The sequence below is a fragment of the Pleurocapsa sp. FMAR1 genome (assembly GCF_963665995.1).
GTDB lineage: Bacteria > Cyanobacteriota > Cyanobacteriia > Cyanobacteriales > Xenococcaceae > Waterburya.
In genome coordinates, this window is the sequence record NZ_OY762512.1 from 157513 (window position 1) to 176771 (window position 19259).

At 39.1% G+C, this 19259-nt stretch carries 18 protein-coding genes; 13 read left to right on the plus strand and 5 right to left on the minus strand.

The genetic code is table 11. The features are described 5' to 3' along the window. The first annotated feature begins 240 nt into the window (after window positions 1-240). The 6 genes from SLP02_RS00805 (at window position 241) to SLP02_RS00830 (ending at window position 4045) form a co-directional block, all read left to right on the plus strand. On the plus strand, window positions 241-1197 hold the full coding sequence (locus tag SLP02_RS00805) for an RNA polymerase sigma factor, RpoD/SigA family (RefSeq protein WP_319418754.1): 957 nt from the start codon (window positions 241-243) through the stop codon (window positions 1195-1197). A gap of 179 nt (window positions 1198-1376) precedes the next feature. Then, window positions 1377-1679 (plus strand): DUF760 domain-containing protein, encoded by a 303-nt coding sequence (locus tag SLP02_RS00810; protein ID WP_319418755.1) that lies wholly within the window; start codon window positions 1377-1379, stop codon window positions 1677-1679. Window positions 1680-1804: 125 nt separating this feature from the next. Further along, on the plus strand, window positions 1805-2221 hold the full coding sequence (mutT, locus tag SLP02_RS00815) for an 8-oxo-dGTP diphosphatase MutT (protein WP_319418756.1): 417 nt from the start codon (window positions 1805-1807) through the stop codon (window positions 2219-2221). Beyond that, the gene (locus SLP02_RS00820; RefSeq protein ID WP_319418757.1) at window positions 2218-3036 is read left to right on the plus strand and encodes a DUF4388 domain-containing protein; all 819 of its coding nucleotides are present in this window, start codon (window positions 2218-2220) and stop codon (window positions 3034-3036) included. The genes mutT and SLP02_RS00820 overlap by 4 nt, the downstream gene beginning before the upstream one ends. Further along, window positions 2987-3304, plus strand: a complete 318-nt coding sequence (locus SLP02_RS00825; protein WP_319418758.1) for a response regulator — start codon at window positions 2987-2989, stop codon at window positions 3302-3304. The genes SLP02_RS00820 and SLP02_RS00825 overlap by 50 nt, the downstream gene beginning before the upstream one ends. A gap of 168 nt (window positions 3305-3472) precedes the next feature. After that, window positions 3473-4045 carry a Uma2 family endonuclease gene (locus tag SLP02_RS00830; RefSeq protein ID WP_319418759.1) on the plus strand — a complete coding sequence of 191 codons (573 nt, stop codon included), beginning with the start codon at window positions 3473-3475 and terminating at the stop codon, window positions 4043-4045. A 151-nt stretch (window positions 4046-4196) separates the two neighbouring features. Here SLP02_RS00830 and SLP02_RS00835 read toward each other — a convergent pair whose 3' ends face one another. Continuing rightward, window positions 4197-6761, minus strand: a complete 2565-nt coding sequence (locus SLP02_RS00835) for a glycogen/starch/alpha-glucan phosphorylase (protein WP_319418760.1) — start codon at window positions 6759-6761, stop codon at window positions 4197-4199. A 235-nt stretch (window positions 6762-6996) separates the two neighbouring features. Further along, window positions 6997-8289: a phosphopyruvate hydratase gene (gene eno / locus SLP02_RS00840; RefSeq protein WP_319418761.1), complete on the minus strand. Its 1293-nt coding sequence runs from the start codon at window positions 8287-8289 to the stop codon at window positions 6997-6999. Window positions 8290-8582: 293 nt separating this feature from the next. Here eno and SLP02_RS00845 point away from each other — a divergent pair, with 293 nt between their 5' ends. Next, entirely contained in the window at window positions 8583-9380 is a 798-nt protein-coding gene (locus SLP02_RS00845; RefSeq protein WP_319418762.1) for an LmeA family phospholipid-binding protein, read from the plus strand. A 96-nt stretch (window positions 9381-9476) separates the two neighbouring features. Further along, window positions 9477-9980 (plus strand): acyl-CoA thioesterase, encoded by a 504-nt coding sequence (locus SLP02_RS00850; protein ID WP_319418763.1) that lies wholly within the window; start codon window positions 9477-9479, stop codon window positions 9978-9980. On the opposite strand, the gene surE is transcribed toward SLP02_RS00850, so the two are convergent. After that, complete coding sequence (gene surE / locus SLP02_RS00855; protein ID WP_319418764.1) at window positions 9970-10647, minus strand: 5'/3'-nucleotidase SurE; 678 nt, start codon at window positions 10645-10647, stop codon at window positions 9970-9972. The two genes, SLP02_RS00850 and surE, sit on opposite strands and share 11 nt — an antisense overlap. Window positions 10648-10650: 3 nt before the next feature. After that, window positions 10651-11427 (minus strand): ABC transporter ATP-binding protein, encoded by a 777-nt coding sequence (locus SLP02_RS00860; RefSeq protein WP_319418765.1) that lies wholly within the window; start codon window positions 11425-11427, stop codon window positions 10651-10653. Between the two features lie 186 nt (window positions 11428-11613). Between SLP02_RS00860 and SLP02_RS00865 the strand changes: the two genes are divergently transcribed. The 3 genes from SLP02_RS00865 to SLP02_RS00875 all read left to right on the plus strand — a co-directional run bounded on the left by SLP02_RS00865 (window position 11614) and on the right by SLP02_RS00875 (window position 15523). After that, a complete protein-coding gene (locus tag SLP02_RS00865; RefSeq protein ID WP_319418766.1) occupies window positions 11614-12318 on the plus strand; it encodes a lysophospholipid acyltransferase family protein in 705 nt (234 codons plus the stop codon). Between the two features lie 253 nt (window positions 12319-12571). Further along, complete coding sequence (locus tag SLP02_RS00870; protein WP_319418767.1) at window positions 12572-14476, plus strand: PP2C family protein-serine/threonine phosphatase; 1905 nt, start codon at window positions 12572-12574, stop codon at window positions 14474-14476. 282 nt (window positions 14477-14758) lie between these two features. Continuing rightward, entirely contained in the window at window positions 14759-15523 is a 765-nt protein-coding gene (locus SLP02_RS00875) for an aminotransferase class IV (protein ID WP_319418768.1), read from the plus strand. A 12-nt stretch (window positions 15524-15535) separates the two neighbouring features. On the opposite strand, the gene hmpF is transcribed toward SLP02_RS00875, so the two are convergent. After that, window positions 15536-17251, minus strand: a complete 1716-nt coding sequence (gene hmpF, locus SLP02_RS00880; RefSeq protein ID WP_319418769.1) for a pilus motility taxis protein HmpF — start codon at window positions 17249-17251, stop codon at window positions 15536-15538. Window positions 17252-18114: 863 nt separating this feature from the next. Here hmpF and SLP02_RS00885 point away from each other — a divergent pair. Further along, complete coding sequence (locus SLP02_RS00885) at window positions 18115-18480, plus strand: response regulator transcription factor (RefSeq protein ID WP_229641419.1); 366 nt, start codon at window positions 18115-18117, stop codon at window positions 18478-18480. 62 nt (window positions 18481-18542) lie between these two features. Beyond that, on the plus strand, window positions 18543-19070 hold the full coding sequence (locus SLP02_RS00890) for a chemotaxis protein CheW (RefSeq protein ID WP_319418770.1): 528 nt from the start codon (window positions 18543-18545) through the stop codon (window positions 19068-19070). Window positions 19071-19259: the final 189 nt, after the last annotated feature.

Sequence of the window (19259 nt, forward strand, 5' to 3'; positions counted from 1 at the left end):
GAGATTACTCCGCCCTAAACGGACGGAGCCTTCTTGCTCAATAGCCTCAACGGGGGCAACCCCCGCAACGGCTTTTCGCGCTGCTCTGACCGTTGGTCAAAGCCATATTCTTAACAAAAGTAAACATAAATTCTCATAAAACTCTGGGTTTTATCAGTTTAAGGCTTTTCAAGGCTTAAGATTCCAGTAAACGAGAGAATTTCATTCTTACCTAACCAATAACAGTAAGTAAATCGCGTCATGAAAACAGCACAAAAATCTAACGACTTAGTTAGGAGCTATCTTAAAGAAATAGGTCGCGTTCCTCTGCTGACTCACGAGGAAGAAATTCTATATTCCAAAAGAGTTCAAAAAGCGATCGCTTTAACTCAAATCAAAGAAGAGCTAGAAGCAGAACTAGGGATAGAACCGACAGTCGAAGAGTGGTCGCAAGCTGCAAAAGTAACTCAAGAAGAGCTACAAACCCTAATTGAGGCGGGAGAGTCTGCCAAGCGCAAAATGGTAGAGGCAAACCTGCGTCTGGTAGTTTCAGTTGCCAAAAAATACCTCAAGCGTAACCTCGATCTGTTGGATTTGATCCAAGAGGGAACGATTGGGATGCAAAGAGGAGTGGAGAAGTTCGATCCCACTAAAGGATATCGCTTTAGTACCTATGCCTACTGGTGGATTCGTCAGGCAATCACCAGAGCGATCGCTGAAAAGGGTCGTACTATTCGCCTGCCGATTCATATCACTGAAAAGCTCAACAAAATCAAGAAAGCTCAAAGGCAACTAGCTCAACAAAAAGGAAGAACAGCAACTATTGCCGAATTGGCAAAAGAACTAGAGCTAACGCCCAAGCAAGTACGGGACTACCTAGAAAAATCCCGTCAGCCTATTTCCTTAGATGTCAGGGTTGGTGACAACAATGATACCGAGTTAGGAGATATGTTAGAAGACACAGGACAATCTCCAGAAGATTTCGCCACCTCTTCATCTCTTAGAAGAGACCTAGAAAAGCTGATGGCAGATTTAACACCCCAACAAAGGGAAGTGCTGTCTTTGAGGTTTGGTTTAAGCGATGGTAAACCGATGACTTTAGCTAAAATAGGCGAATGTTTAAGCATTAGCAGAGAGAGAGTTAGACAAATAGAGAGAGAAGCACTATCAAAGTTACGCAAGCGTAAAATAGTGATTCGCGAATATTTAGCTAGCTGAAGGCTTGCTTATTTTAGAGTTAGATCGGGAAACTTGCCGAGCATAGTTCGGTTCTACGTAATCCTTAATTTGACTTATGGTGATTAAATTAAGTAACGATTAAATAAATATGATCTAAGATCAATCTTAAGTATAGAGGTAAGAAAGTGCAGAGCCAAAATAGTTCTCAGAACGGTTTTATGCAGAATAAAGAAGATAACCATTTATGGGAGTATGTCCAATCTTTAAGCCCAGAAGCCACGGCTCAACTCTCCCAACCCGAATCGAGAGAAGTTTTTCAAATCATAGAACAAAATATAGTTGGATTATTAGGCAATTTGCCTACAGATAACTTTGAAGTAGCGATCAGCACTAATCGCGAAAGCTTAGGTCGTATGTTAGCTTCGGCGATGATGAGCGGTTATTTCTTGCGTAATGCAGAGCAAAGAATGACCTTTGAAAAATCTTTATCGGCAGCTCAGGTAGATAGTCAACAATCTTAACTGTAAATTAGATTTGTGAATTAAATTATTCATGTAGGCAACCTTTATCGACGTAAAATAGAGGTTGCCGTTTGTTTATAATCATTAAGTCAGATCTCAGTAGATAAATTAAGCTTCGACACTTCATGGCAAAATCACCAACTCCTCATAAGCAGATTGGGGTAGCTGTAATCACTAACCAGCAGGGAAAAATTCTAATCGACAAAAGAAAACCTGAAGGGGAGATGGGAGGCTTATGGGAATTTCCTGGAGGAAAAATTGAACCAGGAGAAACCATCGAAGAATGTATCCAGCGGGAAATAAAGGAAGAGCTAAATATTGAAATATTAGTAGGCGATCGCCTGACAACTATCGTTCATAGATATAAAACGTTTAATATAACTTTATATGTCCATGATTGTCAGCATTTGAATGGAACACCAGAATGCCTAGAATGTGACGAAATTCATTGGGTAAGTCCCTTGGCGATGAATCAATATCAATTTCCTCAAGCTAATATACAAATTATTAATCTTCTGCAACAAAGAGGCATAACTAGATGAATGCCAAAACTACTTCTAATAGCCTAATCATCAGAGAATTTACGGCCTTAAAGCAGCTTAAATTATTTAATTCTTTACAAGAGTCTCAGGTAAGCGGAAAGTTAACTTTTACCGAGCCGATGCAGAAGAGCGAATGGCATTTATATCTTCACTTGGGCGCAATAGTTTATGGTACGGGGGGAGTTCACCCCATTCGCCGTTGGCAAAGAAATCTCATTTCTAATTTACCTCAAGTTCCTTTTGGGCTTTCTAGCCTGCAAGAAGAGCTAACCGAGCGCGAAGCTGACTTAGACGACAATATCTGGGAGTACGAACAGCTACATCATTGGGTAGAACAAAACATAATCACTCCTCAACAAGCAAGAAATACAGTTTTGTTTGCCTTAAAAGAGATATTGTTTGATATAACTCAAGCAAGACAGATAATTTGTCGCCTTAGCCAAAACGATGCTCTCGCCCCTCAGCTTGAGCCGATTGAACCTGAAGAACTTGTCAATCAGACTCAACAGGTTTGGCAAAGCTGGGAAAATGCGAGGGTGGCTGATAGATTGCCAAATCTAGCTCCTGTAATTTTACAACCCCAAGAACTACAGAAAAAAACTTCTATCTCTGCTTACCAAAGTTTATGTAAACTACTCAACGGTAATAGAACCATGAGGGATCTTGCCGTACAGCTAAGGACATCACCTCTACAGGCGGTTTCTTCTCTGTTACCCTATATTCAGTCTGGGATCTTTGGTCTGGTAGACGTTCCTGATTTCCCAGATGATGGAACAAATTATCGGCATGGCAGGTTATCGTTTTGTAGCAGTTAACGATCCTACACAAGCGACATCCACCCTCATTGAGCGTCAACCAGACCTGATATTTTTAGACGTTGTTATGCCCAAGGTAAGTGGGTACGATCTTTGCGCTCAACTGCGTAAATATCCTGAGTTTGCCGAAACCCCAATTATTTTCCTGACTAGCAATTCGGGTATTATTGATCGCCTTAGAGCTAAAATGGTTGGCTCATCGGATTTTCTCAAGAAAACGGTGGATGCTGATGAACTATTACAAAAGATTGTTGAATATTTACCTTGATTTTCAGCCATAGATTCTTAGGGCGTGTCATCAATTAGTAAAATTAAACATAGTTTTAGGAGCGATCGCAATTTGCGCATAATCTACCTATGCTCAATCGTTAAGCGCAACCTATTAAATAGCTTTTGTTTACTGATTACAATCTTAATATAAGACTGCCCAAAATTGATGACTACTGCTACTGATAAATTAACTCTAGAAGAATACTTTAACTATGAAAATAGTGAAGAGCAACATTGGGAATTATCGGCAGGTAATTTGATTCAAATGCCACCAGAAAGCCCCCAAAATGCTGAGATTGCCATCAAATTGCTCTTGATTTTTGCTCAATTTGTTGCCCCTGGTTTGCTGCGCTGCAAAGATACCGAAATTGTAGTTAGTGGCAGTCGTACCACAGTTCGTTTACCAGATTTGATGGTGCTGACGGCAGAATTAGCCGATGCTTTACGTAGTTTTGGACGCAGTACGATTATGTCGGATATGTCTCCTCCTGCTTTAGTTGTGGAGGTGGTTTCTCCTGGGAAAGTTAATCAAGACCGAGATTATCGTTATAAGCGATCTGAGTATGCAGCTAGAGGCATTGCCGAATATTGGATTGTCGATCCTCAAATTAATAAAGTGACGGTTTTGATTTTGAACGAAGGACTTTACGAAGAGAAGGTATTTGAAGGGGAACAAGCGATCGCATCTTGCCTTTTTCCTCAACTTCAACTTACTGCCGAGCGAATTTTCTTTAGTTAAGTTTACTTGTGAGCAAGCTTAGTTGTTGCCCAAAAAACAAAAAAGTAATCTTAAATCAGAAAGGGATGTCTTTAAAAAGACATCCCTTTTTGCTGTTGATTGACTAACGGTCACTGTTCCGTTTTACGCTGGAGTAATTTGTGACAATTTATTAGTCATGATTAATTACGTTGTTTTCCTGACTGTATGCTTCCAAACTGATTTCAACTGGTTGTAAATCCCAGATTTGCTCACAGTATTCTTTGATAGTGCGATCGCTAGAAAATTTACCCATCCTCGCAGAATTAAGAATAGACATTTTTGTCCACTTGTCTTGGTCTTTATAGGTTTCTGAAACCATATCTTGACAATAAATATATGCCTGATAGTCTGCCAACAGCATATAAGGATCGTCATAAAGTAAAGAATCAACAATTGGCTTAAATAGCTTAGTATCACCATAGCTAAAGTCACCTTTAGCAACGCGATCGATTACCGCTTTTAGTTCTTCATTACTATTGTAATAAGCCATGGGATCATATCCTTCTTCTTTCATTTTGTATACTTCTTCAGCAGTCAGACCAAACAAGAAAAAGTTATCCGCGCCAGCTTCTTCACGGATTTCAATATTTGCTCCGTCTAGAGTACCAATGGTTAAGGCGCCATTCATGGCAAACTTCATGTTACCAGTACCAGAAGCCTCTTTTCCTGCGGTAGAAATCTGTTCTGATAAATCAGCAGCAGGATAAATTTTTTGCCCCAAGGAAACATTAAAGTTAGGCAAGAAAACAACTTTTAAACGACCTTTAACATCAGGATCTTTGTTGACTACTTCTCCTACTGCGTTAGCAAATTTAATGATCAACTTTGCCATAAAGTAACCAGGCGCAGCTTTACCACCAAAGATAAAGGTGCGAGGTACGATATCAATATTAGGGTTTTTCTTGATGCGATTGTAGAGAGTAATAATGTGTAACACCATCAAATGTTGACGTTTATATTCGTGAATTCGTTTGACTAGAACATCAAATATCGAATCAACGTTAACGTCAATATTTTTAATTTTCTTGATTTGTGCAGCTAGAGTAATTTTATTTTTGCGCTTAATTTCCCGCCATTCCTGGCAAAATTCAGGATCGTCAAGAAAGTTCTCTAATACTCGCATCTCGTCTAGGTTTTTTAACCAGCTATCGCCTTCGGTTTTTTCCGTGATTAATTTTGCTAATCGAGGATTACTTAACAGAATCCAGCGACGGGGAGTAACACCATTAGTTTTATTAAAGAATTTTTCAGGCCAAAGTTTAGCAAAACCTTGAAGCGTGTATTTTTGGAGTAATTGTGTATGCAGTGCAGCTACTCCATTAATAGCATGACTACCAACACAAGCTAAGTTTGCCATGCGAACTTTTTTGTCTGCGCCTTCTTCAATGATCGAAAGCTCAGAAGCAAGCTCCTGATCGTCAGGAAACCAGGTGCGAATATCTTCTAAGAAACGATGATTAATCTCGTAAATGATTTCAATATGTCTGGGTAGCATTCTAGCAAACAAAGTTACCGACCATCTTTCTAAAGCTTCTGGTAATAAAGTGTGATTTGTATATGCCAAAGTCTTTTGAGTAATATCCCAAGCCTGATCCCAGTCTATGCTGTGTTCGTCGATAAATAGGCGCATCAACTCGGCTACCGCTATCGCTGGGTGGGTATCGTTTAGCTGAATTGCTGCTCGTTCGTGGAAGTTGCTGAGATTAGGATGAACATTAAGATGAATCTGAATTAAGTCTTGCAGAGAAGCAGAGACAAAGAAATACTGCTGCGCCAGACGTAGTTCTTTACCCTGTGGAGTATTGTCGTTGGGATACAGCACTTTGGAAATCGTTTCCGAACTCATTTTTTCGCCTACGGCGCGGTCATAGTTACCTGCATTAAATGCCTCGAAGTTAAATTCTTCACTGGCTTCGGCTTTCCATAACCGTAGGGCGTTGACTGTATTAGTACGATATCCTGGTACTGGTGTATCATAGGGAACGGCCTTGACTTTGCGATCGCAAATCCAACTAACGCGGCTGTTTCCTTTTTCATCGCGATAGACTTCGGTATGTCCGCCTAGCTTAATTTCCGCTGAATCTTCAGGACGAGCAATTTCCCAAGGATTTTGGAACATCAACCAGTTATCAGGAATTTCTGCTTGCCAACCGTCTCTCAACGCCTGATGGAAAATACCAAATTCATAGCGGATACCGTAACCGATAGCTGGCATTTCTAAATTAGCCAAAGAATCAAGAAAACAGGCAGCCAGTCTACCCAAGCCACCATTACCCAAGCCTGGATCTGGTTCTTGTTCGATCAGATCCTCAATTTCTAAACCCGACTCGTTGACTACCTGACGCATTTTTTCGTAGATACCCAAAGAAATGAGGTTGTTTTCTAAATGACGACCCATCAAAAACTCTGCCGAGAGATAAGAAACCACCTTGACGTTTTCTTCGTAGTAGGTGCGTCCTGTTTTAATAAAGCGGTGTAACAAGCGATCGCGCACGGTATATGCCAATGCTTGGTAGTAATCGTGAAGAGTGGCAGTAGATTCGTCTTTTCCCTGAAGATAAAACAGATTGTCGGCGAAGGCTCGTTTGAGAGTCTCAACGCTCATTCCTGTGCGATCGTCTTCTATTTGAATATTCTGTGCCAAATTGCTAGTAGTAACGGTCTGATTAAGCTGTTGAGAAGATTTTATTTCCATGTTTGCCTAAATTATAGTGTCTGAATGAATAATTGTTGAGGTTATCGAGTAATTTTTTAAAAACCTTTGTAGGGGCAAACGCTGTCTAGATTAAATTTCATATAACCTGTTTATTTATTTATATAATGCCATGCCAAGTTTAACTCGACTGTTTATAGGTTACTATTAGATTTGCGATTAAAGCCTGGGAGCAACCCAAGCCTTAATCTTTGGTTTAGAAACTGAGGTTATGAGTTTAGCTTTTAGGACCCAAACCAACTTTGCCAGCATAAACAGCGCGATCGCCTAATTCTTCTTCAATTCTCAATAAGCGATTGTATTTAGCTACTCTTTCGCTACGGCAGAGAGAACCAGTCTTAATTTGTCCTGCACGGGTGGCAACCGCCAAGTCAGCTATAGTAGTGTCTTCGGTTTCTCCTGAGCGATGGCTAATCACTGAGCGATAGCCACTGCGAGTTGCTAGTTCAATAGTTTCTAGGGTTTCAGTTAAGGTACCAATTTGATTTAATTTAATTAGAATGGAATTAGCTACTCCAAGCTCAATTCCTTTTTGAAGTCTGGTTTTATTGGTCACAAACAAATCATCGCCCACTAGCTGAATTTTGTCACCGAGCTTTTCAGTTAAGGTTTTCCAGCTATCCCAATCATCTTCGTGCAGGGCATCTTCAATGGAAATAATCGGATATTTTTCCACTAATTCAGCCAGATAAGTAATAAATTCTTCAGGAGAATGAGCTTCACCGTCATAGGTATACTTACCATCGGCATAAAATTCACTAGCAGCTACATCCATTGCCAAAGCCACTTCCGTTCCTGGCTTATAGCCTGCTTTTTCGATGGCTGTAATCAACAAATCTAAAGCCTCTTGATTAGAACCCAAATTAGGCGCATATCCGCCTTCGTCACCTACCCCTGTTAGGAGATTTTTATCACCCAAAACTTTACTAAGAGAGGCGAATACTTCTGCACCCCAGCGCAAAGCTTCCCTAAAAGAATCTGCTCCTATAGGCATAATCATAAACTCTTGGAAATCAACGTTATTATCCGCGTGCGAACCACCGTTGATCACGTTCATCATCGGTACGGGGAGCAGATTAGATAATGGTCCTCCTAGATAACGATAGAGGGGCAGTTCCAGCACTTCAGCAGCAGCTTTTGCTGTAGCTAAAGACACCGCTAAAATCGCGTTTGCGCCCAAATTCTTCTTATTAGGAGAGCCGTCGCGGTCAATCATGATTTGATCGACGGTTGCCTGTTCTAAAGCATCTACGTCCAGCAATTCAGGAGTAATTTTTTCTTTGACGTTGCGAACTGCAATTAAAACACCTTTGCCACCGTAACGATTTTTATCGCCGTCTCTTAATTCATGTGCCTCAAAACTGCCTGTTGATGCGCCACTGGGTACTTGAGCTAATCCCACAACGCCTGACTCTAAACGTACTTCGGCTTCAATGGTAGGACGACCACGGGAGTCTAAAATTTCTCTAGCAGCGATCGCTTCAATAGCAGCTTCTGATTGGTTTAGCATCGATTCTCCTCTTTAATTTTCTAATTATCTATTTCTTTGTCGTAATGCCAGCGGAAATTAATATATCTTTTTTTGAGACAATCAGGTTAATCAATAGCTACAAATGTGCCTGACCATAAAAGATGCACCTTTGTCTACTTTTTGCATCAGTGCAAAATTTTAGGTTAAATCAAAAGTATAGAATAGATAGAGATTGCATACTGTCTAGATCTATACAGCAATTAATATTTATGTTTTCTGAGCTACTATCGCTACAATCAATATTAATCCCACTATTGTAGTAACCTGATTCAATGAACAATAAACCTAAAGAAAATATTGATTTAGGTCGCACTATGGTTAATAAAGCTGTCGAAACGGCGATCGCAACTCAAGTAGAATCTGCTGAAAACATCAAGATCAATGTTGATAGTCAAGCATCTCAAACAATTCAGGGAAAAGCAGAGTCGATAGAATTTTTTGGTGAAAAGATTGTTGCTTTTAAAGATATTCAGCTAGAACAAATAAACATTACTTCTGATAATATTTCTCTCGATCTAACTCAGGCGATCTTAGGCAAGATTGCTTTTGAACAGCCAGGCAACTTTAAGGTCAAAATCATCTTTACTGAATCGGATTGCGATCGCTTATTAAATTCAGAGTATGTCAGAATTCTCTTACAAAGTTTAGCCTTAAAAATAAATCACTCCTCAGCAAATTTTTATCTCCAACAGGCGAAATGTCATTTAAACGACAACGGTAAAGTATCTTTGATGGCCACTGCCGTTTTAAATCGAGAACAGCAAATTAAAACGGCAGAATTTCAAATGGCACTTCAGTTTAAGCAAGATGGTGCAGTAATTAAGTTCAAAGGCGGTAAATATTTAGACAAACAGAGTTTAGATTTAGACGAAACAGTAGCCATCCTGAACAAAGTTCGAGATCTATTTTATCTGCGTCACTTTTCTAATGCTGATTTGGCTATCGACATCACCAGCATCGAAATTAAATCTCAACAGCTTACTCTACAGGGAAATATGCAAATCAAAAAATTACCTGATTCTCTGGCTGAGTCCATCAAGTCTGTCGCCTCAGAAATAAATAATAATTAATTCTTGCTAAATAAAAATTTTAGATGTCAGTTTTAAGCTCCTACGATTAAACTAAGTGGTCTGAGGTTTTAAAATAATCTATAGGAGTAAGGGCAATTGACAGAACAACATAGGCAAGTTCCTCAGCTACCAAAACTACCTACTTCAGCTATTGAGCCAGAGCAAGGGTTAGAGGCTCAAAGTCAGGGATGGTTTGAGTACCCAGTCAAAGCTCAACCCCACCACACAGATTATGCTGGTATTGTCTGGCATGGTACATACTTAACCTGGATGGAGGAGGCTAGGGTAGAGTATTTACGCTCTGTTGGCGTTGAATTTGCTGATTTAGTAGCGTTAGGTTGTGATTTGCCAGTAGTTGAAGTGTCTTTGCGCTATCACTTGCCAATTCGCTTAGGAGTATCAGCAATAGTCAAAACTCGCTTGATCGAAACCAAAGGAGTCCGTATCAACTGGGATTATGAAATTCAGTCTTATAACAGAGAAGAATTATTTGCTTCAGGAACAGTAGTTTTAGTAGGAATAGATCGCGAAAAAGGCAAAATTATGCGCCAGCTTCCTCCTGTAGTGCAAGATGCTTTGGTCAAACGCACTATACTCTGATTAAGGTTACGGCAATATTACCGCCAAAGCATACGTCTACATCTGTTCCTGAAGTGCGATCGCGCTTGGCGTATTCTCCTTGATAATAATACATATCTCCTTCAACTCGAAAATCTACAGGTAAAGGCGCAGTACTAGGTTCACACAGAATAATTTTGGGTTCTGGCTGTTCTGGTTCTAAATGGGGTAAATTAACATTCCAAAAACTATTAGGGGGGGAAGGACGAGATAGCAAATCTTTGAGTACCCTACTTGTCCACAGAGTAGCCACTTCCCAATCAATCAGCAAAGGTCTTTTAATCCAGTGAGAAATAGCAACACCAGGAATACCGTGAATTGCGGCTTCTCTCACCGCAGCTACCGTCCCTGAAATATAAACATCTACACCCAGATTTCCCCCCGCATTAATTCCTGACAGGACTAGTTTAGTATTTGTAGCTATTTGCTTGATTGCTAAGCGGGTACAGTCAACAGGAGTACCCTCTAGGGCATATTCTGTGTTCGATCTTCGTTCTAGCTTAATTCCTCGCTGGGTAGTCACCCGATGTCCGCAACCCGAATGCGGTTTCTTGGGAGCAACAATTATAGTTTCTCCCGTGACGGCTTTTTGTAAGGCACGAATCCCAGGCGCGTCGATTCCATCGTCGTTAGTCAAAATAATTGTCATTGATTATTGTCCGAGATAAGCTTCTAGTACCGACTCATTATTCTGAATCTCTTCAGGTGTACCTTCTGCCAAGTTAGTACCTTCTGCCAAAACCCAAACGCGATCGCATAAGCTCATAATTACGTCCATGTTGTGTTCAATTACTAAAAAAGAAATTCCCTGCTGATTCCAGTTAACTATATGTTCGCAAATTTGATTGATTAAAGTCGGATTGACTCCTGCTGCGGGTTCATCTAATAAAATTAGCTTGGGGTTGGTCATTAAAGTTCGAGCCATCTCTAAAAGCTTTCTTTGTCCTCCCGACAATGCGCCTGCATAGTCATGAGCTTTGGCTGCCAATCCCACAGACTCTAAAATATTCATTGCCCTTTCTTTATTTTCTCTTTCTTCTGTTTTCAGTTTAGATTGTTGAAACCAAACTCGAAAAAAGTTTTCTCCTGTTTGATTTGGTGTAGCCAGCAACATATTCTCTAATACTGATAAACGAGCCAGAACTCTAGCCACTTGAAAAGTGCGAATAAATCCTCTGGTAGCAATTTTGTGAGACGGTAGATGATGAATTGGCTGATTATCAAACAAAATCGTACCACTATCAGGCTGAATAAAATTAGATAGTAGATTAAATAAAGTCGTTTTACCTGCTCCGTTTGGACCAATCAAGCCCGTAATACTGCCATAATTAACTTCTATATGAGCATTATTTACTGCTTTAATTCCACCAAAGCTCTTAGACAGTTTTGTTGCCTGAAGTAATGATTCGGCTGATAATTTTTTTTGCACGACTCAATCAAATAAATTATGTTTGTTCGGTAATTTATTTAAATTACCAAAAATTTTTGTTTAATTCTTAAGGAAATCAAACATGATGACAACAATGACAACTAAGTAAGTGTCCCGCTTGTAACACACATTTTGTTAAAGAAAAATTAAGCTAGTAAATAGAATGAGTATAATCTTAGTTCATTAATGACTCAGCTAGAACCATCCAAGAACTCAAACAGTTTATCTTCAAAACAATCAAAGGAACTAAATTCTTCTGTATCTCCTTGGGTAGCCAAAATAATTTATCCCCTAGGATGTTATTTTGTGTTGCCTTTTTTCTTTAGCAAAATCCAAATTACTGGACAGGAGAATATTCCTCAAGATGACCCCGTTATTATTGCCCCAACTCATCGTTCTCGTTGGGATGCCTTTATTGTTCCTTATGCAGTAGGAAGATTAGTAAGTGGCAGAGATCCTAGATTTATGGTTTCTGCCAATGAGGTCAAAGGAATACAAGGCTGGGTCATTCGCCGTATGGGAGGTTTTCCTGTAGATACTGAACATCCTCAACTAAAGAGCGTGCGTCATAGTGTTGAACTTTTGAAAAATGAGCGAGAAATGTTGGTTATTTTTCCTGAAGGGGGAATTTTTGACGACTACCAAATTCATCCGCTTAAAAGAGGTGTGGCAGCGATCGCCTTGCAGGCAGAAACAGATAAGTCAAAGGTTAAAATATTACCGATGGCGATTCGCTATAGCAAGCTTTATCCTACTTGGAGAACAGAAATTAGAGTAGATATAGGCTCACCTTTAGCCGTAGCCGACTATCTCGATAGTTCATTGCGTCAAAGCTCTTTAAAGTTAACGGCAGCTTTGGAGAAAAGTTTAAAAAAACTATATGAATATTAAAACTGGATAGAGCAATAGTTGCCGATTGAGACTGACATAAAAATTGCAAAATTTTCGACTACCATAGAGATTCATTTACTAAACTATTTGAAGCCATAAACCGCTCGATGAGTTTATAATATTTGTCTAAAAGTTACAGATTAAGATCGAGTTTATGTGATTGCTATTTGTATACAAGCTTTAGTAATCCTTGTGTCCAAACATGATCTAATCTCCAATAAATATGGAGTATGCTCAATAGCTCAAAATATCTATGCCACATCCTGAGCCTAAAATACAATGCTCGAATCCTCAATGCGCAGCGTCTAACCAACTAGAAGCTAATTGTTGCCATCGATGTGACACTCCACTGATTAGAAGATATCTATGGAGCAACAAAGCAGTATCTTCAGAACACAAGCAAGCTTTAATTAACGGTAGATATTTGGCGTTAGGCACTCAAATATTTCTCGATACTAAACCAAATAAACCCCCCATCACTCCAGAAGAAGTTCCCCAAGAAATTGTAGTTTATTTACAGCTTTTTTCCTGTTATCCTCACGTACCGCAAGTGTACGGACTTTTAGATGGTACGGATGTTTGGCTGTTTGATTATGGTACTGTGCCAAGCAATGCTACAGGAAAACTAGATTATCCTCAGCAGCTTATTCCCAAACTAGATGGTTTATGGATCGAGGCTAACGCTTTTCAACAAATCAGTTGGCTGTGGCAAATAGTTAAACTCTGGAAACCTTTATTAAATAAAAAAGTAGCTTCTACCTTACTTAATTCAGACCAGATCCGAATTAATGGACAAATAGTTCAAGTTATTCAGCTACAGCAGGATAATGATCTTCAGCCGACTTTAAAAGATTTGGGAAGTTTATGGACGCAGTGGGCAAACAATGCTCGCCCTGAAATTAAAGAGGTGTTAGGACAAATTGCCTCTTGTTTGGAGACTGGCAAAATTGAGCGAGTTAGTCAAGTACTGGCACTATTAGATAAAGTAGCAGACCAATGCAGCAAAGCCAGAAAGTACTCTTATCGTATTTATGCTCTTAGTGATTCAGGACCTAATCGCTCTAACAACGAAGATGCAGCCTATCCTATCTATCATCAACCAAATGAAATTAATGGGTTAGAAAGTTCCTTAGCCATTGTTTGTGATGGAGTGGGGGGACACGATGGTGGAGAAATTGCCTCTCAAGCAACCATCAAATATTTGCATGACCAAATATCAGCTTTAAAGCCAAACGAGCAAGATCATGATCCTCGGAAAATATTAAAGCAGTTGACCAAATATATTAATGGGTCTAATGATATCATTAGCGATCGCAATGACAGCGAACAGCGTCAGGAACGACAGCGCATGGGAACTACCCTGGTCATGACTCTTGCTTATGCCCATGAAATGTATCTGGCTCACGTTGGTGATTCTCGTATTTATTGGATTACCCCAAATAGCTGTCATCAAGTAACTATTGATGATGATCTAGCTTCTAGGGAGGTGCGTTTAGGTTATGCCGTATATCGAGATTCTTTGCAGTATCCTTCGGCAGGAGCTTTAATTCAGGCTATAGGTATGAAAGATTCAGCAACGCTTCACCCCAATATACAACACTATATGATTGACGGTGACTGTGTTTTCTTACTTTGCACCGATGGTTTAAGCGATTTTGACCGAGTTGAACAACAGTGGCGACAAAAGGTATTACCAGTATTAGAAGGAACTCAAAATCTTACGAGCGCAGTTCATGATTTAATTGATTTTGCTAATCAAGTAAATGGTCATGACAATGTGACAGTAGCCCTAGTTCATTGCCAAGTAAAAGATCGCGATCGCGATCTAAGCACAACTGTTTCTTGGTCGGATATTGAATATGCTCTTAAAGAATCAAAAGAATGGTCTGGGGATAATTCGACTGATTCTTCTGCAAAAGAGCAGAGTCTGGTTGATAATACATCTGCTACAGCCTCTCTCCCAGAACAGCAAATTGGCAAACCGACAATTGGCGAGCCACTAGCAGCGAAAAAACAACCAAAGTTGCTCAAACCCTTGATTATAGCTTTAGCCACAGCGACCGTTATCGGACTAATCGCCTTTATTATCTTGCAAGATCGCATTGACAAACCAAATAATAAACCACTGCCAGACTCTGACTCAGAAATCAGGCAATGAGATTAGCTGATGAATAAGTAGGAAGTAGGGAATAAAATCTTGCTTATTCAGTTTTATACGAATACGATGCTGTGTTAGGACACTTAATTACTTACGAGCAATTAAATTTTCTGTCCTAACCGATTAACGTACTGCGATATATTTAATTCTGCCTACTTACTTAGTTTTTGAAAGCTGATAGCGCGACACTGCGGTCTTGTTGGTTTCCGTGACTTGAGCAAGTGTCGTAAGAAGCTGAAAGCTAAAAACCAACAAATCTAAGCAAAGCCTGATTCACATTAAATGTATTGGTATGAAGGGGAATTAATTAATTCTGAGCGACTGCAACTCAATATTAATGAGCCAGGATTACTTTATGGTGCTAATGTTTTTACTACGCTGCGAGTATATGAAAAATCATTGGAACATCCTCTTACCTATTGGCAATCTCACTGCGATCGCCTTAGTCAGAGTTTGAGCGCATTTAAATGGCAGCAGCCTAATTGGCAAAATTTTAGTCAAGGAGCAAAAGAACTAGCTGCTTATTTTCCCGTCTTAAGGATGGTAGTATTTCCTGATGGCAAAGAACTAATTTCAGGGCGTAATTTGCCAGGTGATTTAAAACAGCGGCAAACTGAGGGGATAACTGCCTGGGTGGCTACGGGTAATTTATACAAAAGAGATTTAGCTAGCCATAAAACGGGTAATTATTTAGGGGCTTACTTAGCCCGAAATCAAGCCTTGAGCTTTAATGCCACCGAAGCAATTTTAATTGATCGCCACCAAAATTGGTTAGAAACCAGTACTGGGAATCTCTGGGGGTTGCGAGATGGCTGCTGGTATACTCCTAGTTTAGATGTAGGAATCTTACCAGGTATAGAGCGATCGCATCTACTCAAGTTTTTCCAAAAGCAAAATATTCCAGTCAAAGAAAACCTTTGGACTCCTCAATTTACCAGAACCTTGGAAAGCTTATTCTACAGTAATTGCGTCGTCAAAATGATACCAGTCAAAAAAGTTTTGGATTCAGGGGAACATATACATTACTCTGTTGGCAATTTCCCTTAAATACTATTTAATTTATGTAGCGGTTATTTCGTTAATAATCTGCTCTATTTCCAGAACAGCTTTTCCAGGTTCTGCATCATTTGTTATTAATTGCTCCATTTGCGAAACTTGATTACCGATAGCATCTAGAGCATCTTGTAATGGCTGTAGCTCTTGCTGATAAAAATCAATCTGAGACTGTATCTGAACTACATCAAAATTTAATTTACGCCAAGTGTCTTGCTGTTGAACGAAGGCTGACTCTAATTCGCTTTTTTCTGTCTGCTGCTTGTTTAATTTAGCTTCAAGGCTTTTGATATTCTCTTGGACTTGAGCTACTTCTTGAGCTAGTTCTTGCTGCTGTTGCTGTAGCTTTTGAGATTGTTTCTCCAATCCCTGTTTGATAGGTGTCAAATCAATATCCTCAATCGCCGATTCCAGGTCAAAATCAATTATGCCCTGACGACGTTTAAGGACTCTTGAATGTTGTAACAAAAAATTATATCTTTCCTTAAGCGATCGACGTTGACCAACTAGAGTTTGATCTAACATCTTTTTAGCCTCAAGCTCATCTGCTAATTCTTGCTCTAAAGTAAAACGCTCAAATTCTGCCATGTTCGCAATTTTAGCTTCTAGCTCTTCCACGGCTTTACATTGCCACCCTAGTTCCTCTTCCTGATCGTTGACAAATAGAGCCACCTTCTCCAAATCTTTTTTCAAGTTGGCTACCATCTCCTCTAAATTTGGTAGAGGCATATTCTCTAGCTCTTTGATGCTCACTTTTTGCTCTGCATTAGAGTCAGATTCAGAGCCAGCCAGCATCGATATCATACTGTTTTGAGCATCTGATTGAACATTGAGAAACTGCGTTAACTCTTGTTTAGCCTCTAATGATTTTTGTTCGATACCTAATTGTCTCCCTATTTCGGCGATCGAAGCTATTAAAGGCTGTATTTTTTGATTTTTCGCCGCTAGTTCCGTATCAGTAAGTTTTAATTCTTGACGTTTTATTTGCAAATCCTGAGAATATTGTGTCAGATTTTGCCAGTGAGGTTGCAAAATCTCTTGTTGATTTTCAACTGCTTCAGCAGCTAAATCAAGCTTACTTTTAAAAGATTTACTGGAGTCTATGACCATAGCTAAGACAGACAAATTTTCCTTGATTGTCGCAGCCTGAGATTCATTTAATACTTTAGATTCTTTTAACTGCTCATCTAAATTTTGCTGTTGTCCCCGTAACTGTTGCCAAGCACCCTGAAGTTCTGTGCTTTTTGTTGCAAATTCGGCTCTAGCTTTTTCTGTTTCTGCTTTAGCTACTGCGATTTCTTCTCTCTGCTGTTCAAATTGCTCAAACTCTTCTTCCATATGTTCGACTTGCTCAAGACGAGTTTCCATCTCAATTTGTCGTATACTTAATTCTTCACTTTGTCTTTCTAGTGACTCTTTCCACTGTTCAATTTCTTGTTCTTGATCCTTGGTCTTTTCCAAAAGACGAGAAAAGTTCTTTAAAATACCAACAATTTTGGGAGAAGCTAATTCCATATTACCCTGTATCTGACGGTTAACACCTAGGTTAACGGCAACTAAAGCACCATCGCCAAAATCACTAGCATCGTTAATCGCAATAGATTCATTGCCGACAACACTCCAACTTTCATCGTTACGTTGACAAGCTATGAGCTTTAGCTTAGTGTCGGTACCGCCCATAAATCCCTTACTTTGTTTTTGTACTTCTGCCAGATATAGCACTATGCGCCTTCCTCTTGATTTTTTCTGTGCTGAAACTCAGAAAAATTAAGCTTTTCTAGTTTACTGTCGATTTATTGAAACATCCAGATTAGAATCTAATTTAATCTAATAGAGTTAGTGATTAATCAATTTTAATTTCCTTAGCATAACCAGCATTAGAATAGGTTGCCAATACTTTTGCTCGAATATCGCTCTTAAGTTAAATTGCCAAACATTAAATACCATAACTATAAGTATCAATTAAGTTCGTCCGTTAATTGACTAGAGTTTACACATCTAGTTTTATTTGTTACGTAATTTCAACTAGATTTATCTTACAAATAAAGCAACGTTATTTTAAAAGACAAAAAAGCAATATATATTTATTAAAATGCCTTAAACCTGAGCAATCTTTAATTAAAACTCAAAATTTGACCGCGGAAGGCGGTCAGCGCAGGCACCGCCTTTTCAAGGCGGTGTACCGCTGACTTTATTGGTAATTTCCTGCCAACAAATTGTTTAAAACTTAATTAATTAAAATACAAACCCGATCTAGTTTATGTTGCTCGTGACGTGGCGATTGGTTGAAAAGTAGAGTATATTCTGAAGCAAAGAAGTTAGTAGTCTACTTTTTATTGATCAATTCGCTTTACTCGATTAAAAAAATCTTGTAGATTGAACCAAAGCTTAATCTCTGCTCAACTTATTAATTTTGCTCGGTTGAATGTAGCTTTAATAAAATGGAGGAATATATGTGGTGAGTAAGTTATTCTCTTATAGGGTAATTACCAATTAGTAAATTAGGCAAAAAGTTTGATTTTCCTATATTTAATAAACTACCAAGTAGATTTAAACTTGAATGTGACTTTTGTAGATAGCGTGTTATGAGCAAAGTTCTAATCGTAGAAGATAGTTTGGCACAAAGACAAATGATTTCCGATCTTTTAAAAGGTAGCGGTTTGAAGGTGACTGTTGCTTGTGATGGAGTAGAAGCTTTGGAGCATTTGGAATCATTTAATCCTGACATAGTTGTTATGGATATTGTTATGCCTAGAATGAATGGCTATGAGCTATGCCGCCGTTTAAAATCAGATCCCAAAACACAGAATGTTCCAGTAGTTATGTGTTCTTCTAAAGGAGAGGAATTTGATCGCTACTGGGGGATGAAGCAAGGCGCAGATGCTTATATTGCCAAACCTTTTCAGCCAGTTGAATTAATTGGCACCGTCAAACAACTGCTACGGGCTTAAGATTACCATTTATATTTAATAATATAGTTAGCAGTGGTTGAGTAGTACATAAAAAAGAAATTATGGTTAGTAATTCAGAACCGTATACGGATGATCTAGATTTATCTTTAGATATACAGCCCTTAGAAAATCCAGAGGGTGAATTACATCTTCGTTTCTATCTGCCATCAGGAGAAGCTTGCGCTTTTCCCGCTACAGGTATTGCTGAGGTGATGCAGCAAACCCCCGACCAGATTGCGCCGATTCCTAATGCGTCGCCCTTATTGTTGGGGACGATCAACTTGAGAGGAAGAGTAATTTGGGTAGCAGATCTTGGTCAGTTTTTAGGAGATCAGGCTGTGCTTAAAACAGATCGACCGACAATTCCTGTAATTGCGATCGAAGATCAAGAGCAAATACTAGGTTTAGCCATAAATAGTATTGGAAATATGGATTGGTTGAACGTGGAACAACTAAAAATTAATTATCCTCTATCAGATACTATGGCTCCTTTTGTTCAGGCTCAATGGCAGCCAGAAGATGAAAGTGGTGTAGTCGTGAATTTATTAGATTCAGCAAAAATCTTGCGTTCGGCACGATGGGCAACCTAAGAATATACTGCGCATGATTAATTAATGCGTGGGTTTAAACTTATACTTATTGGGCAATATTAATTAAAGAAAACATCATTATTTATTTTAACTTTCTTATTTTCTTATAAAAATTGACTGTCATTGACAAGTCTAAATTTTAAAGCAATATCATTCGTCAGCGCAAGTAATAAATAACTTAGATTAATT

Bases quoted from the DNA above. Each gene is read 5' to 3' on its own strand.
- SLP02_RS00805 (WP_319418754.1), top strand. From the start codon at position 241: ATGAAAACAGCACAAAAATCTAACGACTTAGTTAGGAGCTATCTTAAA.
- SLP02_RS00810 (WP_319418755.1), top strand. From the start codon at position 1,377: ATGCAGAATAAAGAAGATAACCATTTATGGGAGTATGTCCAATCTTTA.
- mutT (WP_319418756.1), top strand. From the start codon at position 1,805: ATGGCAAAATCACCAACTCCTCATAAGCAGATTGGGGTAGCTGTAATC.
- SLP02_RS00820 (WP_319418757.1), top strand. From the start codon at position 2,218: ATGAATGCCAAAACTACTTCTAATAGCCTAATCATCAGAGAATTTACG.
- SLP02_RS00825 (WP_319418758.1), top strand. From the start codon at position 2,987: ATGATGGAACAAATTATCGGCATGGCAGGTTATCGTTTTGTAGCAGTT.
- SLP02_RS00830 (WP_319418759.1), top strand. From the start codon at position 3,473: ATGACTACTGCTACTGATAAATTAACTCTAGAAGAATACTTTAACTAT.
- SLP02_RS00835 (WP_319418760.1), bottom strand. From the start codon at position 6,761: ATGGAAATAAAATCTTCTCAACAGCTTAATCAGACCGTTACTACTAGC.
- eno (WP_319418761.1), bottom strand. From the start codon at position 8,289: ATGCTAAACCAATCAGAAGCTGCTATTGAAGCGATCGCTGCTAGAGAA.
- SLP02_RS00845 (WP_319418762.1), top strand. From the start codon at position 8,583: ATGAACAATAAACCTAAAGAAAATATTGATTTAGGTCGCACTATGGTT.
- surE (WP_319418764.1), bottom strand. From the start codon at position 10,647: ATGACAATTATTTTGACTAACGACGATGGAATCGACGCGCCTGGGATT.
- SLP02_RS00865 (WP_319418766.1), top strand. From the start codon at position 11,614: ATGACTCAGCTAGAACCATCCAAGAACTCAAACAGTTTATCTTCAAAA.
- SLP02_RS00870 (WP_319418767.1), top strand. From the start codon at position 12,572: ATGCCACATCCTGAGCCTAAAATACAATGCTCGAATCCTCAATGCGCA.
- SLP02_RS00875 (WP_319418768.1), top strand. From the start codon at position 14,759: ATGTATTGGTATGAAGGGGAATTAATTAATTCTGAGCGACTGCAACTC.
- SLP02_RS00885 (WP_229641419.1), top strand. From the start codon at position 18,115: ATGAGCAAAGTTCTAATCGTAGAAGATAGTTTGGCACAAAGACAAATG.
- SLP02_RS00890 (WP_319418770.1), top strand. From the start codon at position 18,543: ATGGTTAGTAATTCAGAACCGTATACGGATGATCTAGATTTATCTTTA.